This window comes from Cupriavidus pauculus, assembly GCF_008801835.1.
In the GTDB taxonomy this organism is placed as follows: domain Bacteria; phylum Pseudomonadota; class Gammaproteobacteria; order Burkholderiales; family Burkholderiaceae; genus Cupriavidus; species Cupriavidus pauculus.
In genome coordinates, this window is the sequence record NZ_VZOW01000005.1 from 199,209 (window position 1) to 215,933 (window position 16,725).

The 16,725-nt window shown below is 66.3% G+C and carries 10 protein-coding genes and 1 pseudogene; 3 read left to right on the forward strand and 8 right to left on the reverse strand.

Translation table 11 applies throughout. The features are described 5' to 3' along the window. Positions 1 to 18: 18 nt before the first annotated feature. The 8 genes from F7R19_RS08550 to F7R19_RS08585 all read right to left on the reverse strand — a co-directional run bounded on the left by F7R19_RS08550 (position 19) and on the right by F7R19_RS08585 (position 8,130). Positions 19 to 873: a citryl-CoA lyase gene (locus F7R19_RS08550; RefSeq protein WP_061957320.1), complete on the reverse strand. Its 855-nt coding sequence runs from the start codon at positions 871 to 873 to the stop codon at positions 19 to 21. Next, complete coding sequence (locus tag F7R19_RS08555; protein ID WP_150979970.1) at positions 870 to 2,069, reverse strand: CaiB/BaiF CoA transferase family protein; 1,200 nt, start codon at positions 2,067 to 2,069, stop codon at positions 870 to 872. Before F7R19_RS08555 ends, F7R19_RS08550 begins: the two co-directional genes overlap by 4 nt. Positions 2,070 to 2,091: 22 nt before the next feature. After that, entirely contained in the window at positions 2,092 to 3,090 is a 999-nt protein-coding gene (locus F7R19_RS08560) for a Bug family tripartite tricarboxylate transporter substrate binding protein (RefSeq protein ID WP_150979971.1), read from the reverse strand. A 421-nt stretch (positions 3,091 to 3,511) separates the two neighbouring features. Continuing rightward, positions 3,512 to 4,207: a phosphorylase gene (locus F7R19_RS08565; protein WP_223506068.1), complete on the reverse strand. Its 696-nt coding sequence runs from the start codon at positions 4,205 to 4,207 to the stop codon at positions 3,512 to 3,514. Then, complete coding sequence (gene shc, locus F7R19_RS08570) at positions 4,204 to 6,216, reverse strand: squalene--hopene cyclase (RefSeq protein ID WP_061957323.1); 2,013 nt, start codon at positions 6,214 to 6,216, stop codon at positions 4,204 to 4,206. Before shc ends, F7R19_RS08565 begins: the two co-directional genes overlap by 4 nt. 68 nt (positions 6,217 to 6,284) lie before the next feature. Next, positions 6,285 to 7,133, reverse strand: coding sequence for a presqualene diphosphate synthase HpnD (hpnD, locus tag F7R19_RS08575; RefSeq protein ID WP_150979972.1), 849 nt, complete (start codon positions 7,131 to 7,133; stop codon positions 6,285 to 6,287). Positions 7,134 to 7,267: 134 nt separating this feature from the next. Beyond that, positions 7,268 to 7,852 (reverse strand): BON domain-containing protein, encoded by a 585-nt coding sequence (locus F7R19_RS08580; protein WP_407648893.1) that lies wholly within the window; start codon positions 7,850 to 7,852, stop codon positions 7,268 to 7,270. A gap of 74 nt (positions 7,853 to 7,926) precedes the next feature. Beyond that, a complete protein-coding gene (locus F7R19_RS08585) occupies positions 7,927 to 8,130 on the reverse strand; it encodes a cold-shock protein (protein ID WP_008650922.1) in 204 nt (67 codons plus the stop codon). A 949-nt stretch (positions 8,131 to 9,079) separates the two neighbouring features. Here F7R19_RS08585 and F7R19_RS08590 point away from each other — a divergent pair. The 3 genes and pseudogenes from F7R19_RS08590 to F7R19_RS08600 all read left to right on the forward strand — a co-directional run bounded on the left by F7R19_RS08590 (position 9,080) and on the right by F7R19_RS08600 (position 16,710). Then, entirely contained in the window at positions 9,080 to 11,965 is a 2,886-nt protein-coding gene (locus F7R19_RS08590; RefSeq protein ID WP_150980033.1) for a bifunctional glycoside hydrolase 114/ polysaccharide deacetylase family protein, read from the forward strand. After that, a pseudogene (locus tag F7R19_RS08595) lies at positions 11,928 to 16,126 on the forward strand (tetratricopeptide repeat protein). The gene F7R19_RS08590 and the pseudogene F7R19_RS08595 overlap by 38 nt, the downstream one beginning before the upstream one ends. 35 nt (positions 16,127 to 16,161) lie before the next feature. Beyond that, entirely contained in the window at positions 16,162 to 16,710 is a 549-nt protein-coding gene (locus F7R19_RS08600; protein WP_061957327.1) for a hypothetical protein, read from the forward strand. Positions 16,711 to 16,725: the final 15 nt, after the last annotated feature.

The following is a 16,725-nucleotide window of genomic DNA, read 5'->3' on the forward strand; positions in this document are numbered from 1 at the left end:
CGCGGGGCGGCGCGCCAGTCATGCCGATCCGTCGTCGCCCGCAGGCACGTCGCGCTGCGGTTCGCCGTCGTAGGTCCAGATGAACTGGCGCGGGATCGGCCCCTTGTTGCGGCCGCCTTGCTGGGTCTGTTCCCATGCATGCGACAGAATGCCCACCGAGCGCGACAGACAGAACAGGCCGCGCGCCAGCGGCGCGGGAAAGCCCAGCTCCGCATAGATCACGGCGGTTGCGCCATCGATATTCATCGGTATCGGTCTGGCGCGGCCTTCGCCCAGCTTTTCCTCGACGGCGCGCGCAATCGCGGCGTAGCGTCCCGACACCACGCCTTCGTCGGCAGCGCGGTCGACCAGTTCCAGCAGGCGCGGCGCGCGCGGATCGAGCGGATGGAAGCGATGGCCGAACCCCGACACGAATTTGCCGTGCAGGTCGCGGTAGTGCGCCAGGCCCGCTGCAACGGCGTCGTCAAAGGGCATGCCGTCGTCGTAGCGACGCGCGATGTCGTGGTACAGCTCCACCGCCTGTTCCCCGGCGCCGCCGTGCACATCGCCCAGCACGTTCACCGCGGACGCCATCGCGTTGTTGAGCCCCACGCCGCACGTCGCGGCCATGCGTGCAATGGCGATGCTGGGCGCCTGCGGACCGTGATCGACCGCCGCCATCAACGCGGCATCGAGCAGTGCGCCGGCCCGTTTTTCGGGCAGCTCGCCGCGCAGCATCAGCCAGATCATCTGCGCGAACGACACGTTGCCGATCAGTTGTTCGATCGGATAGCCGCGGTAGCGGATCTCGCCCGGCTTCATGTCGATGATGCGCGTGCGCCACCAGTCTTGCGATGCTTGCTGGCCGGCGTCGATGTCGGGGGTATCGCTCACAGTGCTTGCTCCTGTTTCAGTGCGGCGATGTCGTCGGCGCCGTAGCCGAGTTCGCCAAGAATGTCGTCGGTATGCTGGCCCAGTTGTGGCGGCGGGGTGTCCACCGATGGCGCCGCGCCGTTGACCTTGAAGCCGGTGCGGACCAGGCGGATATCGCGGCCGACGCCCGGCACATCGGTGAATTCGCCGATCATGCCGCGCTCGCTGACCTGCGGATGCGCCAGCACGTCGGGCACCTGCATCACGGGCCCGGCCGGCACGCCCGCATCGTTCAGCAGTTGCCACCATTCGGTGGCCGGTTTCTTCGCCAATTCGGCCTCCAGCTCGGAAGTCAGCGCGGCGCGATTGGCCAGGCGCGCCTGGCGCTCGGCAAAGCGCGGGTCCGCAGCCAGGTCCGGGCGGCCCACCACCCGGCACACGGCTTCGAACTGTTCCTGCTTGTTGGCCGCGATATTGAGCGGACCGTCGCCGGTGCGGAACGTGCCGGACGGACTGGCCGTCATGTTCTCGTTTCCCATCGGCACCGGCTGCTTGCCGGAAATCAGATAGTTCGACACGACCCAGCCCATCGTGGCCATCGTCGCCTCAAGCATCGACACGTCGAGGAAATAGCCTTCCGTGCGTTGCGTATCGGCCAGCGAAGCGGCGATGGCAAACGCCGCAGTCATGCCGCCGATGGTGTCCGACACCGGATAGCCGACGCGCAGAGGCGCGTTCTGCGCATCGCCGGTGATGCTCATCACGCCCGACATGCCCTGGATGATCTGGTCGTAGGCGGGCAGATCGGACAGCGGGCCGTCCTGGCCGAAGCCCGAGATCGCGCAATAGATCAGGCGTGGATTGACGGTCTTCAGCGTGTCGAAGCCCAGGCCCAGGCGCGTCATCACGCCGGGCCGGAAGTTTTCGACTACGACGTCGGCGCTGGCCACCAGCTTGCGGAACACTTCCTTGCCGCGCGCATGCTTGAGGTTGATCGTGATCGATCGCTTGCCAGGGTTCTGCGCAAGGAACGACACGCCCATCAGCTTGCGGTTCAGTTCCGCATCCGCGCCGAGCTGTCGCGCCAGGTCGCCCGTGCCCGGCGTTTCCACCTTGATGACCTCGGCGCCCATATGGGCCAGTTGATGGCAACAGAAGGGCCCGGCCAGCACGTTGGTGAGGTCGAGCACGCGGATATTGCGAAGCGGCTTTTGCATAACGATCCTGCGTGAAAAAGATTTATTCGACCTTGGCGCCCGATTCGCGCACGATCGCACCCCAGCGGGCGTTCTCGGTCTTGATGAAAGCGCCAAGCTCCGCAGGCGTGCCGCCGCGCGGCTCGCTGCCCTCGTCGTGCAGCCTGGCGATGGTGTCCTTGTCCTTGAGCGCCTTGTTGACTTCGGCATTGAGGCGCGCCACTACATCGGCCGACGTGCCCGCCGGCGCCACCAGCGCCTTCCAGTCCTCGGCCTGGAATCCCGCGTAGCCCTGCTCGGCAACGGTCGGCACATTAGGCAGCAGCGCCACGCGCTTGGTCGACGTTACCGCCAGCGCGCGCAGCTTGCCGGCCTTGAGCATCGGCATGGCGATCGGCGGGGTGGCGAAATAGAAGTCGGTCTGGCCGCCCATCAGGTCCGTCAGTGCGGGCGACGCGCCCTTGTACGGGACGTGCAGCGCCTTGATGCCGGCGCGGCGCTGGAACATTTCGCCGGTCAGATGGCCGACCGTGCCGGTGCCCGCCGACGCCATCGACAACTGCTTGGCCTTGCCGGCCGCCACCAGATCGGCCAGCGTCTTATACGGCGAATCCTGGCGCACGATCAGCACCACCGGTTGCGCCGCCACCAGCGCCACGGGCGTGAAATCCTTGGTCGCGTCGTAGGGCATTTTCGGATACAGCGAAGGATTGATCGCGAGGTTGGCGGTCTGGCCCATGCCGATGGTGTAGCCATCGGCCTTCGCCTTGGCAACCGAGTCGAGCCCGATATTGCCGCCTGCGCCCGCGCGATTTTCCACCACGACGGTCCAGTGGGTGGCCGCGCCGACCTTGTTGAACACCAGCCGCGACAGCACGTCGGTGCCGCCCGCGGGTGGGAAGGGCACCACGAGGCGGATCGGCTGCGCGGGATACGCATCGGCGGCAATGGCGGGCGCGCCGTGAAGCATGACAGGGAGGGCGGCGGCTGCGATCAGCGCATGAACCAGCGCGCGGCGTGCGGGGCAGACAGGGCGGGGCATGGGGTCTCCGTTATTTGTCGTTCTGTAAGATAGAACAACGATCTTAAAGAAAGAATGAAACGGAGAATAGAAGCAGCCGGTAAAGCTGTCAAGGATGGAAAACCGTCAAGGGATGGCAGCCGCGCGCCGGTGCCGGACGCGGCGCAGCGGACGGAAGGCGATGGCGGCAGGGGATCCTTGCTGGAAGCGGGAAGCGGGAAGCGGGAAGCGGGAAGCGGGAAGCGGCGGTCGGTCGATCGTCATGGATGACCGTGAGGCGCCCACGACGCGCGACGGTCGACACTCGACGCGATGGCGCGCAGGACAAAAAAGTTTGGCGAAGGGGACGATGAAATGCGCGCCCGGGAGCGGCGATGGACGCGTGATGGGAAGGGTGCCGCGCTGACGCAGCCGGGCTCAGGCAGATGCGGCGTGGAAAAGCCTAGGCCGGCGCCAGTTCGGTCAGGGCAAAGTCCGCGCCCACGGCGCGGCGGGCCGCAGTCAGCGCAGATTTTGCCGCCGCGGCGTCGCGTCCGAGCCGCAGCAGGCCGCCCAACTGGCGGGGCGCCTTGAGCAGTCCCAGCACGATTGCGGCGATGTCGGTGCTGCCGTCGGCGGCCATCCCGGCCACGGCCAGCGGTGGCACGGGCCGGTCTGCCGGATCGATGACCACGCGCAGTGCGGCAAAAGGAATGCCGTGTGCCTGGGCAGCACGCGCGGCGATATGCGATTCCATGTCGACTGCCAGCGCGCCGTGCGCTTCATGAAGCCTCAGTTTGTCGGCAACGGTGGTCACGGGGGTATCGGAACCGGCCAACAGTCCGCTCGCCGCGTGGGGCAAAGCACGGCGCAGCGCCGCGGTCCAGTAGGGGGAGGTGCTGTACGACATCTGACCGCCGCGCACGGCGGTGGCCACGATGACCGTGCCGGGCGGCAAGCTCGGGTCGAGGCCGCCGGCCACGCCAAAACTGATCACGCCGGCGCAGCCTTGCGTCAGGAGCGCGTCCAGCGCGCGTGCCAGCATCGCGTCGCGATGGCCGTACAGCGTCTCGACGCCCGGGCCGGCCGCGATGCGTGCCTCGAAATCCATGCCGCTGACCGCCAGGACCGGCGATTGCAGCGTGGCCGCGGCGCTCACAGTCCCCACGCGACGGCGTGATGACCGTCGCGCAAAAGATTGCGGAAGCGCGCCAGCGCCCACAGCGGGAAGAAGCGCGAATAGCCGTGATAACGCAGGTAGAACACGCGCGGGAATCCCACCGCGGTGAAATACGGTTCGTCCCACAGGCCGTGGCTGGCCTGCGTGCGCAGCAGATATTCGACGCCGCGCGCCACGGCCGGGTGATGGCCCGCGCCGGCAGCCATCATGCCGAGCATGGCCCAGGCGGTCTGCGACGCGGTGCTCGGCGCCTTTTCATAGCCGCGGTATTCGAGCTTGTAGCTGTCGCCCGATTCGCCCCAACCGCCGTCCTCGTTCTGGATCGACGCCAGCCATTGCGCGGCGCGCTGCATCTCGGGCGCATCGGCGCCGATGCCGGCCGCGTTCAGGCCGCACAGGGCGCTCCACGTGCCGTAGATATAGTTGGTGCCCCACCGGCCAAACCAGCTGCCGTCGGCTTCCTGTTCGTCCAGCAGATAGCGCAGCGCACGCGCAGCGGGTTCGCTGTTGGCGGGCATCTGGCCGAGTTGGCACAGCATGGCCAGGCAGCGCGCCGAGACGTCGGCCGTGGGCGGATCGAGCAGCGCGCCGTGATCGGCGAACGGAATGTTATTCAGGTACAGATGCGTGTTCTCGGGCTCGAACGCACCCCAGCCGCCGTTGCTGCTCTGCATGCCGATCACCCATTCGCACGCGCGCGCAATGGCCGGCGTATAGCGATTGGAACGGTCGCCGCGGTCGGCGCGATCCATTGCCGCGGCCACCACGGCGGTGTCGTCGACATCGGGGTAATGGGGATTGGCGTACTGGAAGGCCCAGCCGCCGGGACGCACGTTGGGGCGCCGCACCGTCCAGTCGCCGCGCAGTTCCAGCTCCTGCAGCGGCACCAGCCAGTCCAGCCCGCGCGACGCGGCGGCGATGGCGCGCGGCTCGCCCACTTCCAGCAGCGCATGGCTGGCCAGCGAGGTGTCCCACACCGGCGACAGGCACGGCTGGCAATACGCTTCGTCATCGTTGACGACCAGCAGCTTGTCGATGGACTTGCGGGCGATGGCGCGATCGGGATCGTCGGCCGGCACACCCAGCACGTCGAACATCATCACCGCGTTGACCATCGCCGGAAAGATCGCGCCCAGGCCATCTTCGCCATTGAGGCGTTCCAGAGTGAAGCGGCGCGCCTTGTCGATCGCGCGCTGGCGCATGGCGCGCGGAAACAGCGGTTCGGCCACGCGCACCACGGCGTCGAGCGCACGGAATACGCCAACCCACAGCGGGCTCTGGTGCGGCGCGCGGCGCGGCAGGCGCGTGGCCTGGCACGGCCGCACGAACAGTTCGTCGATGCCGATCTTGCGCGGATTGCGCGCCTGGGGACGCAGGCTGTTCAGCACCAGCAGCGGCACGATCACCGTGCGCGCCCAGTACGACACCTTCGAAAGATGGAACGGAAACCACTCCGGCAGCAGCATGATTTCCACCGGCATCATCGGCACCGCCTGCCACGGCATGACGCCGTACAACGCCAGCAGGGTGCGCGTGAAGACGTTGCTTTCCTCGGCGCCGCCCATCGCGTGGATCGCGGCGCGGGCGCGGCGCATGTGCTCGGCCTCGGGGTCGTCGCCGGCCATCTTCAGCGCGAAGTAGCCCTTCACGCTGGCGCTGACGTCAGACGCGCCAGCGTGAAACAGCGGCCAGCCGCCATCGCGGTTCTGGATGCGGCGCAGATAGTTGGCGATCTTGCCTTCGAGCACCAGGTCCGGGGTTTCTCCGAGGTAATGCACCATCAGGATGTACTCGGCCGGAATGGTGGCATCGGCTTCGAGTTCGTAGACCCAGTGGCCATCGGCCTGCTGCTGCGCCAGCAGCGTGTCCACGGCGTGCGCGATGCCGGCGTCGAGCGGATCGGGCAAGGACGGTTGAGCAGGGCGGTGGGCGGTGCCAATCGGCACCGTGTCGTCCTGTGAGCGTGTGATCGTAGCAGCCTGGTTCATCAATTGGGGGGCACTTCTTTCTTGGCGACGCCGCGGCGGCAGCCGCGAGCGTCGGTGAAACAGGGCGGTCAGCCAATGGCGTGCCGCAGCACGATCCAGACGAGCCGCGCCTTGGGCACGCGCACGCGCGCGCGCGGCGTTTGCCAGCCACGGGCCAGCAGGCGCGTCAGGATCTCGTGATACACGTCGTACATGATGCGCGGCGAGCGCACCACGCGCGACGGGCAGCGCGCCATGATGGCGGCCGAAGCGTCGTAGTGGGCCTGCGCGTCGCGCGCAATGCCGCGGCACACCGGCTCAATCGCCGGGTGATCGATCACCTCGCGCGGCGAGCCGAGCGGAATGCCGGCCGCGGCCAGCGCTTCGGACGGCAGGTAGAGCCGGCCGATCTCCGCATCCTCATCGAGATCGCGCAGGATATTGGTCAGCTGCAGCGCGCGGCCCAGGTGGTGCGCCAGTTCGATACCGGGCTGCTCTTCCAGGCCGAACACACGTACGGCAAGACGGCCCACAGCGCTGGCCACGCGGTCGCAGTAAAGGTCGAGCGTGGCGGCGTCCGGCGCGACGATGGTCGCCACGACATCCATGATCATGCCGTCGATCACGTCGAAAAAATCCTGCTGCTGCAGGTTGAACGCCTTGATCTGCTCGTCGAGCGAGCGCAGCGCGGCCGGCGCGCGGCCCGCGTAGCAGGCGGCAATGTCGGTGCGCCATTGTTCCAGCGCGGCGAGACGGTCGGCGTGCTGGGTGTCGCCGTCGGCAATATCGTCCACGGCGCGGCAGAATGCGTAGATCTCGAACATGGCCTGCCGCTGCGACGGCGGCAGGATGCGCATGGCGGTGTGGAACGAGCTTCCGGAAGACACGGCGGGTCCGGCGTGCGGGCCGCCTGGCGTTGCGATTTCAGTACCGGCCACAGATTTCCTCGGCACGCTTGGGTTCGGCCGTTCCGGTTGGCGGATTCCTCTGCGCCAGTGAGTTCATGGCCGCAGCGGATGCCCCGGAGACGGCATGGATTCGGGGTTTTTAAAGTCCGGCGATTATAGCAACTTCACCGATTCGACGAATTTGTGACGGAGTCGTCATATAAAGTGTATGGAACGCCACGCGCGGGCGTGCTCGTGGTCTGGTCGATGACCTGCTCGACGTCGGCAATTTCGCGCAATGCACTCAGAAATGACGAGCGGTTGAATCCCGGCGCCACGCATCCCTGCACCGTCAGCCGGCGTCCGCTTACCGTGATCCACAGCGAGCTATTTTGCCAGGCAGGCTGTGAGCGGCTCAGGGTATCGAGCCGGCGCTGTAGTGCTTCGGCAATATCGTTGTCATATTGATACGCATTGGCTAAGCGACAGCGGCCTTCCACATAGCAGTGATTGCCTTGCTCGATGCGGTGATGCGCCTCGCGTTTCCATTGCGCTTCTGAAATTCGCGGGCCGGCGGGCTCCGGGCAATCGGCAATCGCCTGGGAAATTCTTACGAACGGATCGTTGCCAAAGTTACGCAATGTCGGAGGCATTGACTGGGCATGCACGATATTCATCGTGCAAATCAGCATGGCGATGGACGCGCCGACCGTCGAACCCGATTGCAGGCTTAATGGTCGCTTCGGCAAAACGTCAGCAAGGTAATACATTATGAGCCGCAAAAAACAGAAAGCCCCGCCGAAGCGGGGCTTCCCAGGCCAGATAAGCTGCCCGGCGATCCGGCTTAGATAGCCTGGATCTTCGTGGCTTGCTCGCCCTTCTGGCCCATGGCCTTGACGTAGCGGACCTTCTGGCCTTCCTTCAGCGACTTGAAGCCATTGCCTTCAATCGCCGAGAAATGCGCGAACAGGTCGTTGCCGCCTGCGTCCGGGGTGATGAAGCCGAAGCCCTTGGCGTCGTTGAACCACTTAACGGTACCGGTTTCCATATTTCTCTATCCAACCTTGAATTTCAGATGAGCGTAATTGCCCGACAAAGCATGTTGCCCACTACGAACCAAAAGCAAAACGCTACAGGCCGGTGCACATGCGAGGAGCCATTCTGACGGTTTTTTTTCGTGTGTCAATCAGACTAAGCCCCTAACGGTGTTTCGGCATGCAAACAGCAGATATTAAATTTTTCTACATCGAATTCCAGATTTGTCTGACATCAGATTGGGTGGGCGGCTGATATGCGGCGCATTTCCATATCCCCAGTATCGAAAGCCGGTATCAAACAACAGGGTATCGCGGATTCCGGCACCGGCCTCTGCCACGATTCAGCGTCGTATTGCTTACTCCATATGGACTATGGCTACCAATGGATGATGTGCGGAGAATGACGCCAAAACCACAACGCGGCGGCCGCAGTCACGCGCGCACGTCGCAACAAGGGCGCCGAAAAGCGCCAATGGCCTGATACGGGGAACATCAATGTCAGTCGATTCTTAGTTCAAGGGCGGTGTCCGGCAATGTTCGGACGCCCGCCCACGGCGACGGCCAGCGCAGCTGGCGTGCAACGCTTCGCCGCCATTTCGCACGGATTGTCAAACGCTGTCCCGGCTGGGACCGGCAGGGTAATGCACGCCCATGTCCGCGTCGTGACAAGGCGCGACCGGCACAATTTTTGACAATCTCCTCCATCCGAATGGCCTAGCATCCGACCTGTCTGAAAAACTAGTAAAAATGCTAGTTCCGTATGCCGAAATCGGCATAATGCTGGGTCAGATTCTGCCGGGACGGGTACCTGGCAACGCGCCAGACCACCGCATGCACGACCACCAACAACGAAGCGGACAACAGCCAGTGAAGCGATTGCAGCGAATCATCCGGGGGCTTTTCCAAAAGGTTGACCAGGGCGCTCACACGCGTTCGCTGGGACGTATCTGCCGCCACGCGATGCTGGCGGTGGCCGCGGTGGCCGCGGTGGCGTCGCTGGGCAGCGTGCTGCTGGGATCGCTGACGCCGTCGGCCGAAGCCATCGCCCAGACTCCGCGGACGCCGCCTGCCGATGCGGCTTCTGCGGCCCCCAATGTGGCGTTCCACTACGGCGCCCGGCCGCCGGTCGATCTGCTGCAGGCCTTCGACGTGGCCGTGGTCGAACCGGACAGCGGCTTCGACCCGCGCCAGGCCAAGACGCCCAACACCGCCTGGTTTGCCTATGTCAGCGTGGGCGAGGTGCTGCCCAGCCGCGCGTACTTCAAGGACATTCCGCAAGCCTGGCTGAGCGGCAGCAACGATGCCTGGAATGCGCGTGTGGTCGATCAGGCGGCCGAAGGATGGCCGGCGTTCTATGTGGACCGCGTGATCGCGCCGCTGTGGGACCGTGGCTATCGCGGCTTCTTTCTCGATACGCTCGATTCGTACCAGCTGGTGGCCAAGACCGACGCCGAGCGCGCGCGGCAGGAAGCGGGCATGGTCCGCGTGATCCAGGCCATCAAGGCACGCTATCCCGACGCGAAACTGCTGTTCAACCGCGGCTTCGAAATCCTGCCGCAAGTGCATGCGCAAGCGTATGGCGTGGTGTTCGAATCGTTGTTCCGCGGCTGGAACCAGGCGCAGCGCGCCTATACGCAAGTCAGCCAGCAGGATCGCGACTGGCTGATGAATCAGGCGCGCGTCATTCGCGACCAATACAAGCTGCCGCTGATCGCCATCGACTACTGCCCGCCGACGGATCGCGTCTGCCAGCGCGATACCGCACGCCGCATCGACGCGCTTGGCATCACGCCGTATGTCACCGATCCCGGACTGCAGACCGTCGGCGTGGGCCGCATCGAAGTGCTGCCGCGCCGCGTGCTGGTGGTGCAGGAGCGCCGCGAGGGCGAACTGATCGACGACAGTGCCGGGGTGCGCTTCGTCTCGATGCCGCTGAACTATCTTGGCTACCGCGTCGATTTTGCCGAGACGCGCGACGTGCTGCCCGAGATCACGCCCGATCGCTACGCCGGCGTGGTGGTGTGGGCCAACGGCAATTTTTCGCAGAACCCGGGCCGTTTCCTGGAATGGATCGAGAAGCGGATCGGCCAGGGCATTCCGGTTGCGTTCATGAACGGCTTCGGCGCACAGCCGGCCGGAGCCATGGCGCGCATGCTGAACCTGAAGACGGTCAAGGGCCGCGTGGCGGGGCCGGTGCAAATCGTGTCGCAGGACAAGATGATGGGCTTCGAACAACCGGTGGCGCCCGATCGCACCGAAGCGCTGCCGATCCAGGTGCAGGAGGACGCGCCCAATACGCGTTCGCTGCTGCGCCTGCGCTCGGGCGCCTTGACGTACGACGCCGCCGCCATCATGCCGTGGGGCGGCTACGTGAGTCCCCCGTACACGGTGCGCACCAATTCGGCCAACGATCAGGACCGTTGGGTCGTGCAGCCGCTGGAATTCCTGCGTGAGGCGCTGCGCCTGCCGCAAATGCCGGTGCCGGACACCACCACCGAAAACGGCCGCCGCCTGCTGACCATCCATATCGACGGCGACGGGTTTGCGTCGAAGGCCGAGATTCCCGGCGGCGGCTATGCGGGCGAGGTGCTGTTGCGCGAGATCTTCGACCGTTACCGCCTGCCGATGACGATGTCGGTGATCGAGGGCGAAGTCGGCAAGGCTGGCATGTACCCGCAGTTGTCGGGCGAACTGGAGCCGATCGCGCGCAAGATCTTCGCGCAGCCCTATGTCGAGGTGGCCAGCCACACGTATTCGCATCCGTTCGAATGGCAGCGCACCGTGGCGGGCAAGAGCGACGCCAAGGTGGTGGAGGGCGACGAGGACTACCACCTGCGCATTCCCGGCTACAGGATGGATTTGAACCGCGAGATCGGCGGCTCGATCGACTATATCAATCGCGTGCTGTCGCCCAACAAGCCCGTGAAGATGCTGTTGTGGCCCGGCGATTGCCAGGCGCCGCCCGAGGCGCTGAAGCTGACCGATGCGGCCGGCGTGCTGAACATGAACGGCGGCGACACCATGATCACGCGCAGCAATCCCACCTGGACCGCCATCGCGCCGCTGGGCATCAACAAGGCCGACGACACGTTCCAGGTCTTCGCCACCAACCAGAACGAGAACATCTACACCAACCTGTGGCATGGCCCGTACTACGGTTTCGAGCGCCTGGTGGAAACCTGGGAGCTGACCGACAAGCCATACCGTTTCAAGGCCATGAATATCTACTACCACAGCTATTCGGGCACCAAGGTGGCGTCGCTGAAGGCGCTGCGCACCGTGTATGACTACGCGCTCAAGCAGCCGGTGCTGCCGATCCATTCCACCGACTATGTATTGAAGGTGCTGGACTGGCAGGGCATGGCGGTGGCGCGCGAACTGGGCGAGGGCGCGGCCGGCGCGCCGGCAAGCGGCGCCTGGCTGGTGCGTGGCGATGGCAACTTGCGCAACCTGCGCTGGACCGGCGCGGGCGTGCCCGACGTGGCCAGCGCGCGTGGCGTGACCGGGTCGTCCGCGGCGCCCGGCGGTGGCGTGTACGTGCATCTCGACGGCGGCAACGCACGCTTCCGTGTCGTTTCCGCCGCCACGCGCGCCGTGCCGGAACTGCCCGAGGCCAACGGCCTGGTGCGCGACTGGCAGCGCGACGGCAATACCACCCGATTCCAGTTTTCCGGCTACTACAAGCCGTTCTTCCGGCTTGCCAATGCCGGCCAGTGCAGCGTGACCATCGATGGCAAGCCGGCCCGTGGCGTGCGCGACAACAACAATACGCTGCGTTTCGATACGCCTGCGGTCAATGATCCGATCCATGTCCAGCAACAAGTCGAAGTCCGCTGCGGCGCCTGAGCGCGAGCGGCTGTTGCCGCCGGCGCTGGTTCTGACCTTTACCGCGATGGTGGGGGTGGGGCTGGCGCTGATGTTCCCGCGCGAAACGCTGCGCGAGCGCCTGCTTGGCCAGGGCCGCGCGGTCGATGGCCTGACCGTGGCCTATCTGGAGGCGTGGTCGCGCGTGGCGCCCGACGACACCAGTTTCATGAGCGTGCTGGCCGAGCAATATGCGCGCAGCGGCCGGCTCGACGACGCCGAGAAGATGCTGGCACGCATGCAGGCCGTGCAAGGCCAGGATCTCACTGGCCATATCCTGCGCACGCGCATCGAGATCACGCAGCAGCGCGCTTACGCGGCGCAGCCGGAATCGCCCGAGCGCACCGAACGTCTGGCGCAGATGAAACAACTGCTCGCGCAGGCCGCCGCGCCGGAAACGATGCGCCGCTGGACGCTGGCCGACTTGCAGACGCTGGGCACGCAATCGCGCCAGATTGGCGACGCCGAAGCGGCCAACGTGTTTTTCCGGGCGCTGGGCGTGCGCGATCCTGCCAACGCAGATTTCTACAATCGGCAGCTCGCCAGCATCGCGCTGGCCGGCGGCAACTATCGCGATGCGTCGCAGGCGCTGTTCGACGCGCAGGCGCGTTCGAAAAACCTGTACGAGCAGCGCACGCTGTTCCTGCAGGCGCTGCAGACGCTGCAGTCGGGCAATCTGCTTGACGAAGCGCTCACCGAAGCGGAGCGTCGCGGCGGCAAGCTGCTCGATGACCCGGACGTGTTGCGCTATCTGACTCGTCTCGCGCTGGCCGCCAACAAGCCCGATATCGCTGCCAAATATGTCGAGCGCCTGCTCAGGCTGTCGGCCGCCAGGCCGTCCGGCGCGGCACAGTTGGCGCTGGCGGAATTGCGCCGCGATCAGGCGCAACAGGCCGCGCGCGCCGGAGTGCGCCGCGTATCGGACACCGAGCCCTGGGCCGCACGCGACTACGTGTATCTCGATGGTCCGCGCGGCGTGGCGCGGCGCGAACGGATGGACGCCTTCGGCATGCGCCGCGTGGCAGCCGAGGCCGCGCCGGCATCGGCATCGGCGCCGCCCGTCGTCGGCAACCCGACGCAGGCCCAGGCGCAGGAAGCCGCCAAGGCCGAAGTGGCAGCCGCCGTCGCGGCAGGCAAACCGTTCAACGCCGACGACTACGATCTCGCCTATCGCGTGTTCCTGGCCGCCGGCAAGCTCGATCAGGCGCAGAACGTGGCGCAAACGGCCGTGCGCAAGCTGCCCGGCGAACCGGTCTGGCGCGAGCGTCTGGCGCAGGTTGCCGAATGGAACCGGCAGCCCACGGTGGCGCTGCAAAGCTGGCTCGAATACGCGCAGGCCACGGGCGACGAACGCGCATGGAACAATGTCATGCGTCTGGCGCCGGGCCTCAACGACGATCGCGCCTATCTGGCCGCGCTGCGTCATCGTGCTTCCGGCGGCAATCTGAAAGTGGTCGACGAGGTCGTGGCGGCCTACGAGCGGCTGGGCGAGCCGGTCGCGGCCATGGCGTTTCTCGATACGCTCGCCGGCGGCGCCAACGGCCGCCAGATCATGGAGCGCAATGCCGAACTGGCCGAGCGCGCCGGGCGCGACGACCGCGCATTCGAACTCTATGGCCAGCTCGAAAAGCGCTATGGCGCGCGGCCGCTGTATGCGCTTAAGCGCGCCAACCTGCTCTATGTGAAGGGCAGGCTGCAGCCGGCCATGGATGCGATGCTGCCCGCGCGCCGCAATGCCGGCCCGCAGGACCTGCTGTATTGGCGCACCTACACCGAACTGGCGCGCCTCACGCAACGCGACGATCTGCTCAAGGATGGCTATCGGCAGATGATGATCGCTATGGCGCAGACGCACGACGATCACTGCCTGAAGCTGCCCGAAGGGCCGGCGCGCAATGACTGCCTGGACGAGGTGCGCGATACCGAGGAAGCCGATTTCTCGAACCTGATCCAGTACTACGATCGTTCGCCGATCGACGCCGGGCGCATCGCCGAAGCCGGCTGGCGCAAGAACGGCAAGCTCGATTCGTTGCAGCTAGCGGTCTACTACTACACGCGCGCTCACGCCTATATCCGCATCGAACGGCTGCTGGCGACGCTCACGCCCGCGCAGCTGCGCGAGGCCGAAGCGTCGGCCGCGTTCCTCGCTCGTCGCGCCGAATACTGGCGCCTGACCGGCGAACGCGATCGTTCGCTGGCGGATTTGCGCCACGCCGTGGGCCAGCGCGATGCCGACAGCGAAACCTACGCCGCGCTGCTGTGGGCGTTGGTCGACATGGGCACCGACAGCGAGGTCCGGGCGGTCATGCAGCGTCTCAAGCCCGATGCCGAGGATGACCCGGGCCTGTGGGGCGCCTATGCCGCCGGTGCGATGCGCTTCCAGGACGGCCGCACTGCGCTGCATTACCTGCGCAAGATGCAGCAGGGCAAGAGCGCCGATCCGCTCTGGCTCGGCTTGAGCGCCGACGCATACGAGGCAATTGGCCAGACTTCCACGGCCTGGCGCATCCGCAAGCAGGCGTGGGTCGATCTCCATGGCCAGTGGGCGGCGTCGGGCCTGAAGGGCGCCGAGGTCCGCGCGGTCGACCCCGACGAGGACGACCAGGCTGCCGACGGCGAGGAAGAGGACAACCAGGGTGGCCCGGCGCGCGTCGATCTGCGCCGCCAGCAAGTGGCGCTGGGACAGATCTTTGCATCTGGCGATGTGTCGCGCACCCTGGTGATCGAGATGCTGCGCCGCGACCGCGCTGAAACGGCCGCGCGCCGCGCTGCGCCCGGTGATCCGAAATCGCCTTCGCAACTGGGCAACGTGCCGGGCCTGCCGCCGCTCGAAGCGGCGCCGCCCGCCGCGCTGGCCGAACGCGAAGGCCGCCGCCAGCAGCAGTACGCCGCGGCCAGCCGCGAAGTGGCGCTGGCGTGGGCCATGTCGTCGGAGTCGAACGAACTGGCGCGGGCATGGCTGGCGCGCCAGTACGTGCGCACGCTGGAGCGCCCGGCCTACGCCGAGGTCGCGATCGCGCTGGACCAGAACGACATGAACCGGCTCGACCGCATCATGGAACGCCAGGCGGGCCGCGTGCCGGTGGCCAACCAGATCGAGGCCAATCTTCAGCTCGACCGGCTGTCCGCCGCGCAGACGCAAGCGTTCGAAACGCAGGATGTGGCGCGCAGCGACGACACGTTGCAGGAAACGCTTGAAGATGCGCTGCTGTTCAATGCGCAGGCCATCGAGCCGCGCGTCACGTTCCAGCACCAGAAGCCGCTCGAATACTACGAGTACAGCCTGGCGGGCGGCGCACGTCTGTGGCCGGCTACTCGGTCAATCTGCGCGGCGTGTTCCGCGACCAGCGCAGCACGGACCGCACGACGCTGGATAACGTGCCGGGCACCGACCGCCGCGCCGAGCTTGCGCTCGGTTATCGCGACACGCAAAAGCGCTGGCTGCTGGGCGTGGGCCGCCGTGACGGGCTGCAAAGCGTCACCACGGCGCGCCTGACCGGCAACTGGAACCAGGAAGGCCGCGTGTCGTACACGGGCACGATCGGCTACAACCAGCAGGCCGACGAATCGTCGCAACTGCGCGTGGGCGGCATGAAGGACGTGGCCGAACTGGGCGCGACGTGGCGGCTGGGGCTGCGCGAATTCGTCAGCGGCCGCGTGCAGTACAGCAAGTTCTACGGGCAGGACCGCACCGCGCTGGGCCACGGCATGGTCTACGACGTGGAAGCCGGCTATCGCATCCGCACGCAGTATCCCGACTACACGGTGCGTGTGGTGGGCACGCGTGCGATCTACAGCGCCAACGGCGGCACGCTGTCGCCGACCATGCAGCGGCTGCTGCCGGCCGGTGATGACGAGGCGACGCCGGCGTTCTACATGCCGCAGAGCTTTACGCAGGCCGGTGTGCTGTTTGGCTTCGGCACCGACCTGATCGACGACTACACGCGCAAGTGGCGGCCGTTCATGGAAGCCGGCGCGCTGTACGACTCGCGCGCGGGCCACAACTTCCGCGGCCAGTTGGGCGTGGCCGGATCGGTGTTCGGCAACGACCATTTGTCGCTGTATGTGCTGCACGAAACCGCGTCCCGCACCGGCGGTACGCCATTGACCGAAGTCGGCCTGCGCTATCGCTGGCTCTATTGATGATCAAGTTTTCAAGGTAACGAGGGGGATCGAAGATGAACAGGACCAATACCCGCATGGGCCGGCTGGTGGCATGGTGTGGCGCGCTCGGTGCAGCCCTTTGGCTGGCCGGCTGCGCCGTGACGGACGTGGGCCGCGCACCGCAGATGGCGCCCGGCGACACCGTCGCCGTGCTGCCGATCGTGAACTACACCGAGACGCCGCAGGCCGGCCTGCGCGCCGAGGCCATCGCCGAATCGCTGCTGAAGACGGGCGGCGTGGCCAACCTGAAGCGCTATCCCGCGGCGCTGAATCCGGAAACGCTGTTCGAGCCCGCCGAGCGTGAAGCGGTGGGCAAGGCGCTGGAATGGGCGCGCAGCGAGCGCGCCCGCTACGCGCTGACCGGCGCGGTGCAGGAATGGCGCTACAAGGTGGGCGTCGACGGCGAACCGGCGGTGGGCATTTCGCTGCAACTGATCGACGTGGCGACCGGCCAGGTGGTGTGGTCTGCCACCGGCAGCAACGCCGGCTGGAGCCGCGAATCGCTGTCGGGCGTGGCGCAGAAGCTGCTGCGCCGCCTGCTGTCGCCGCTGATGCAAGGTTGAGATTGAGTCGAAAAA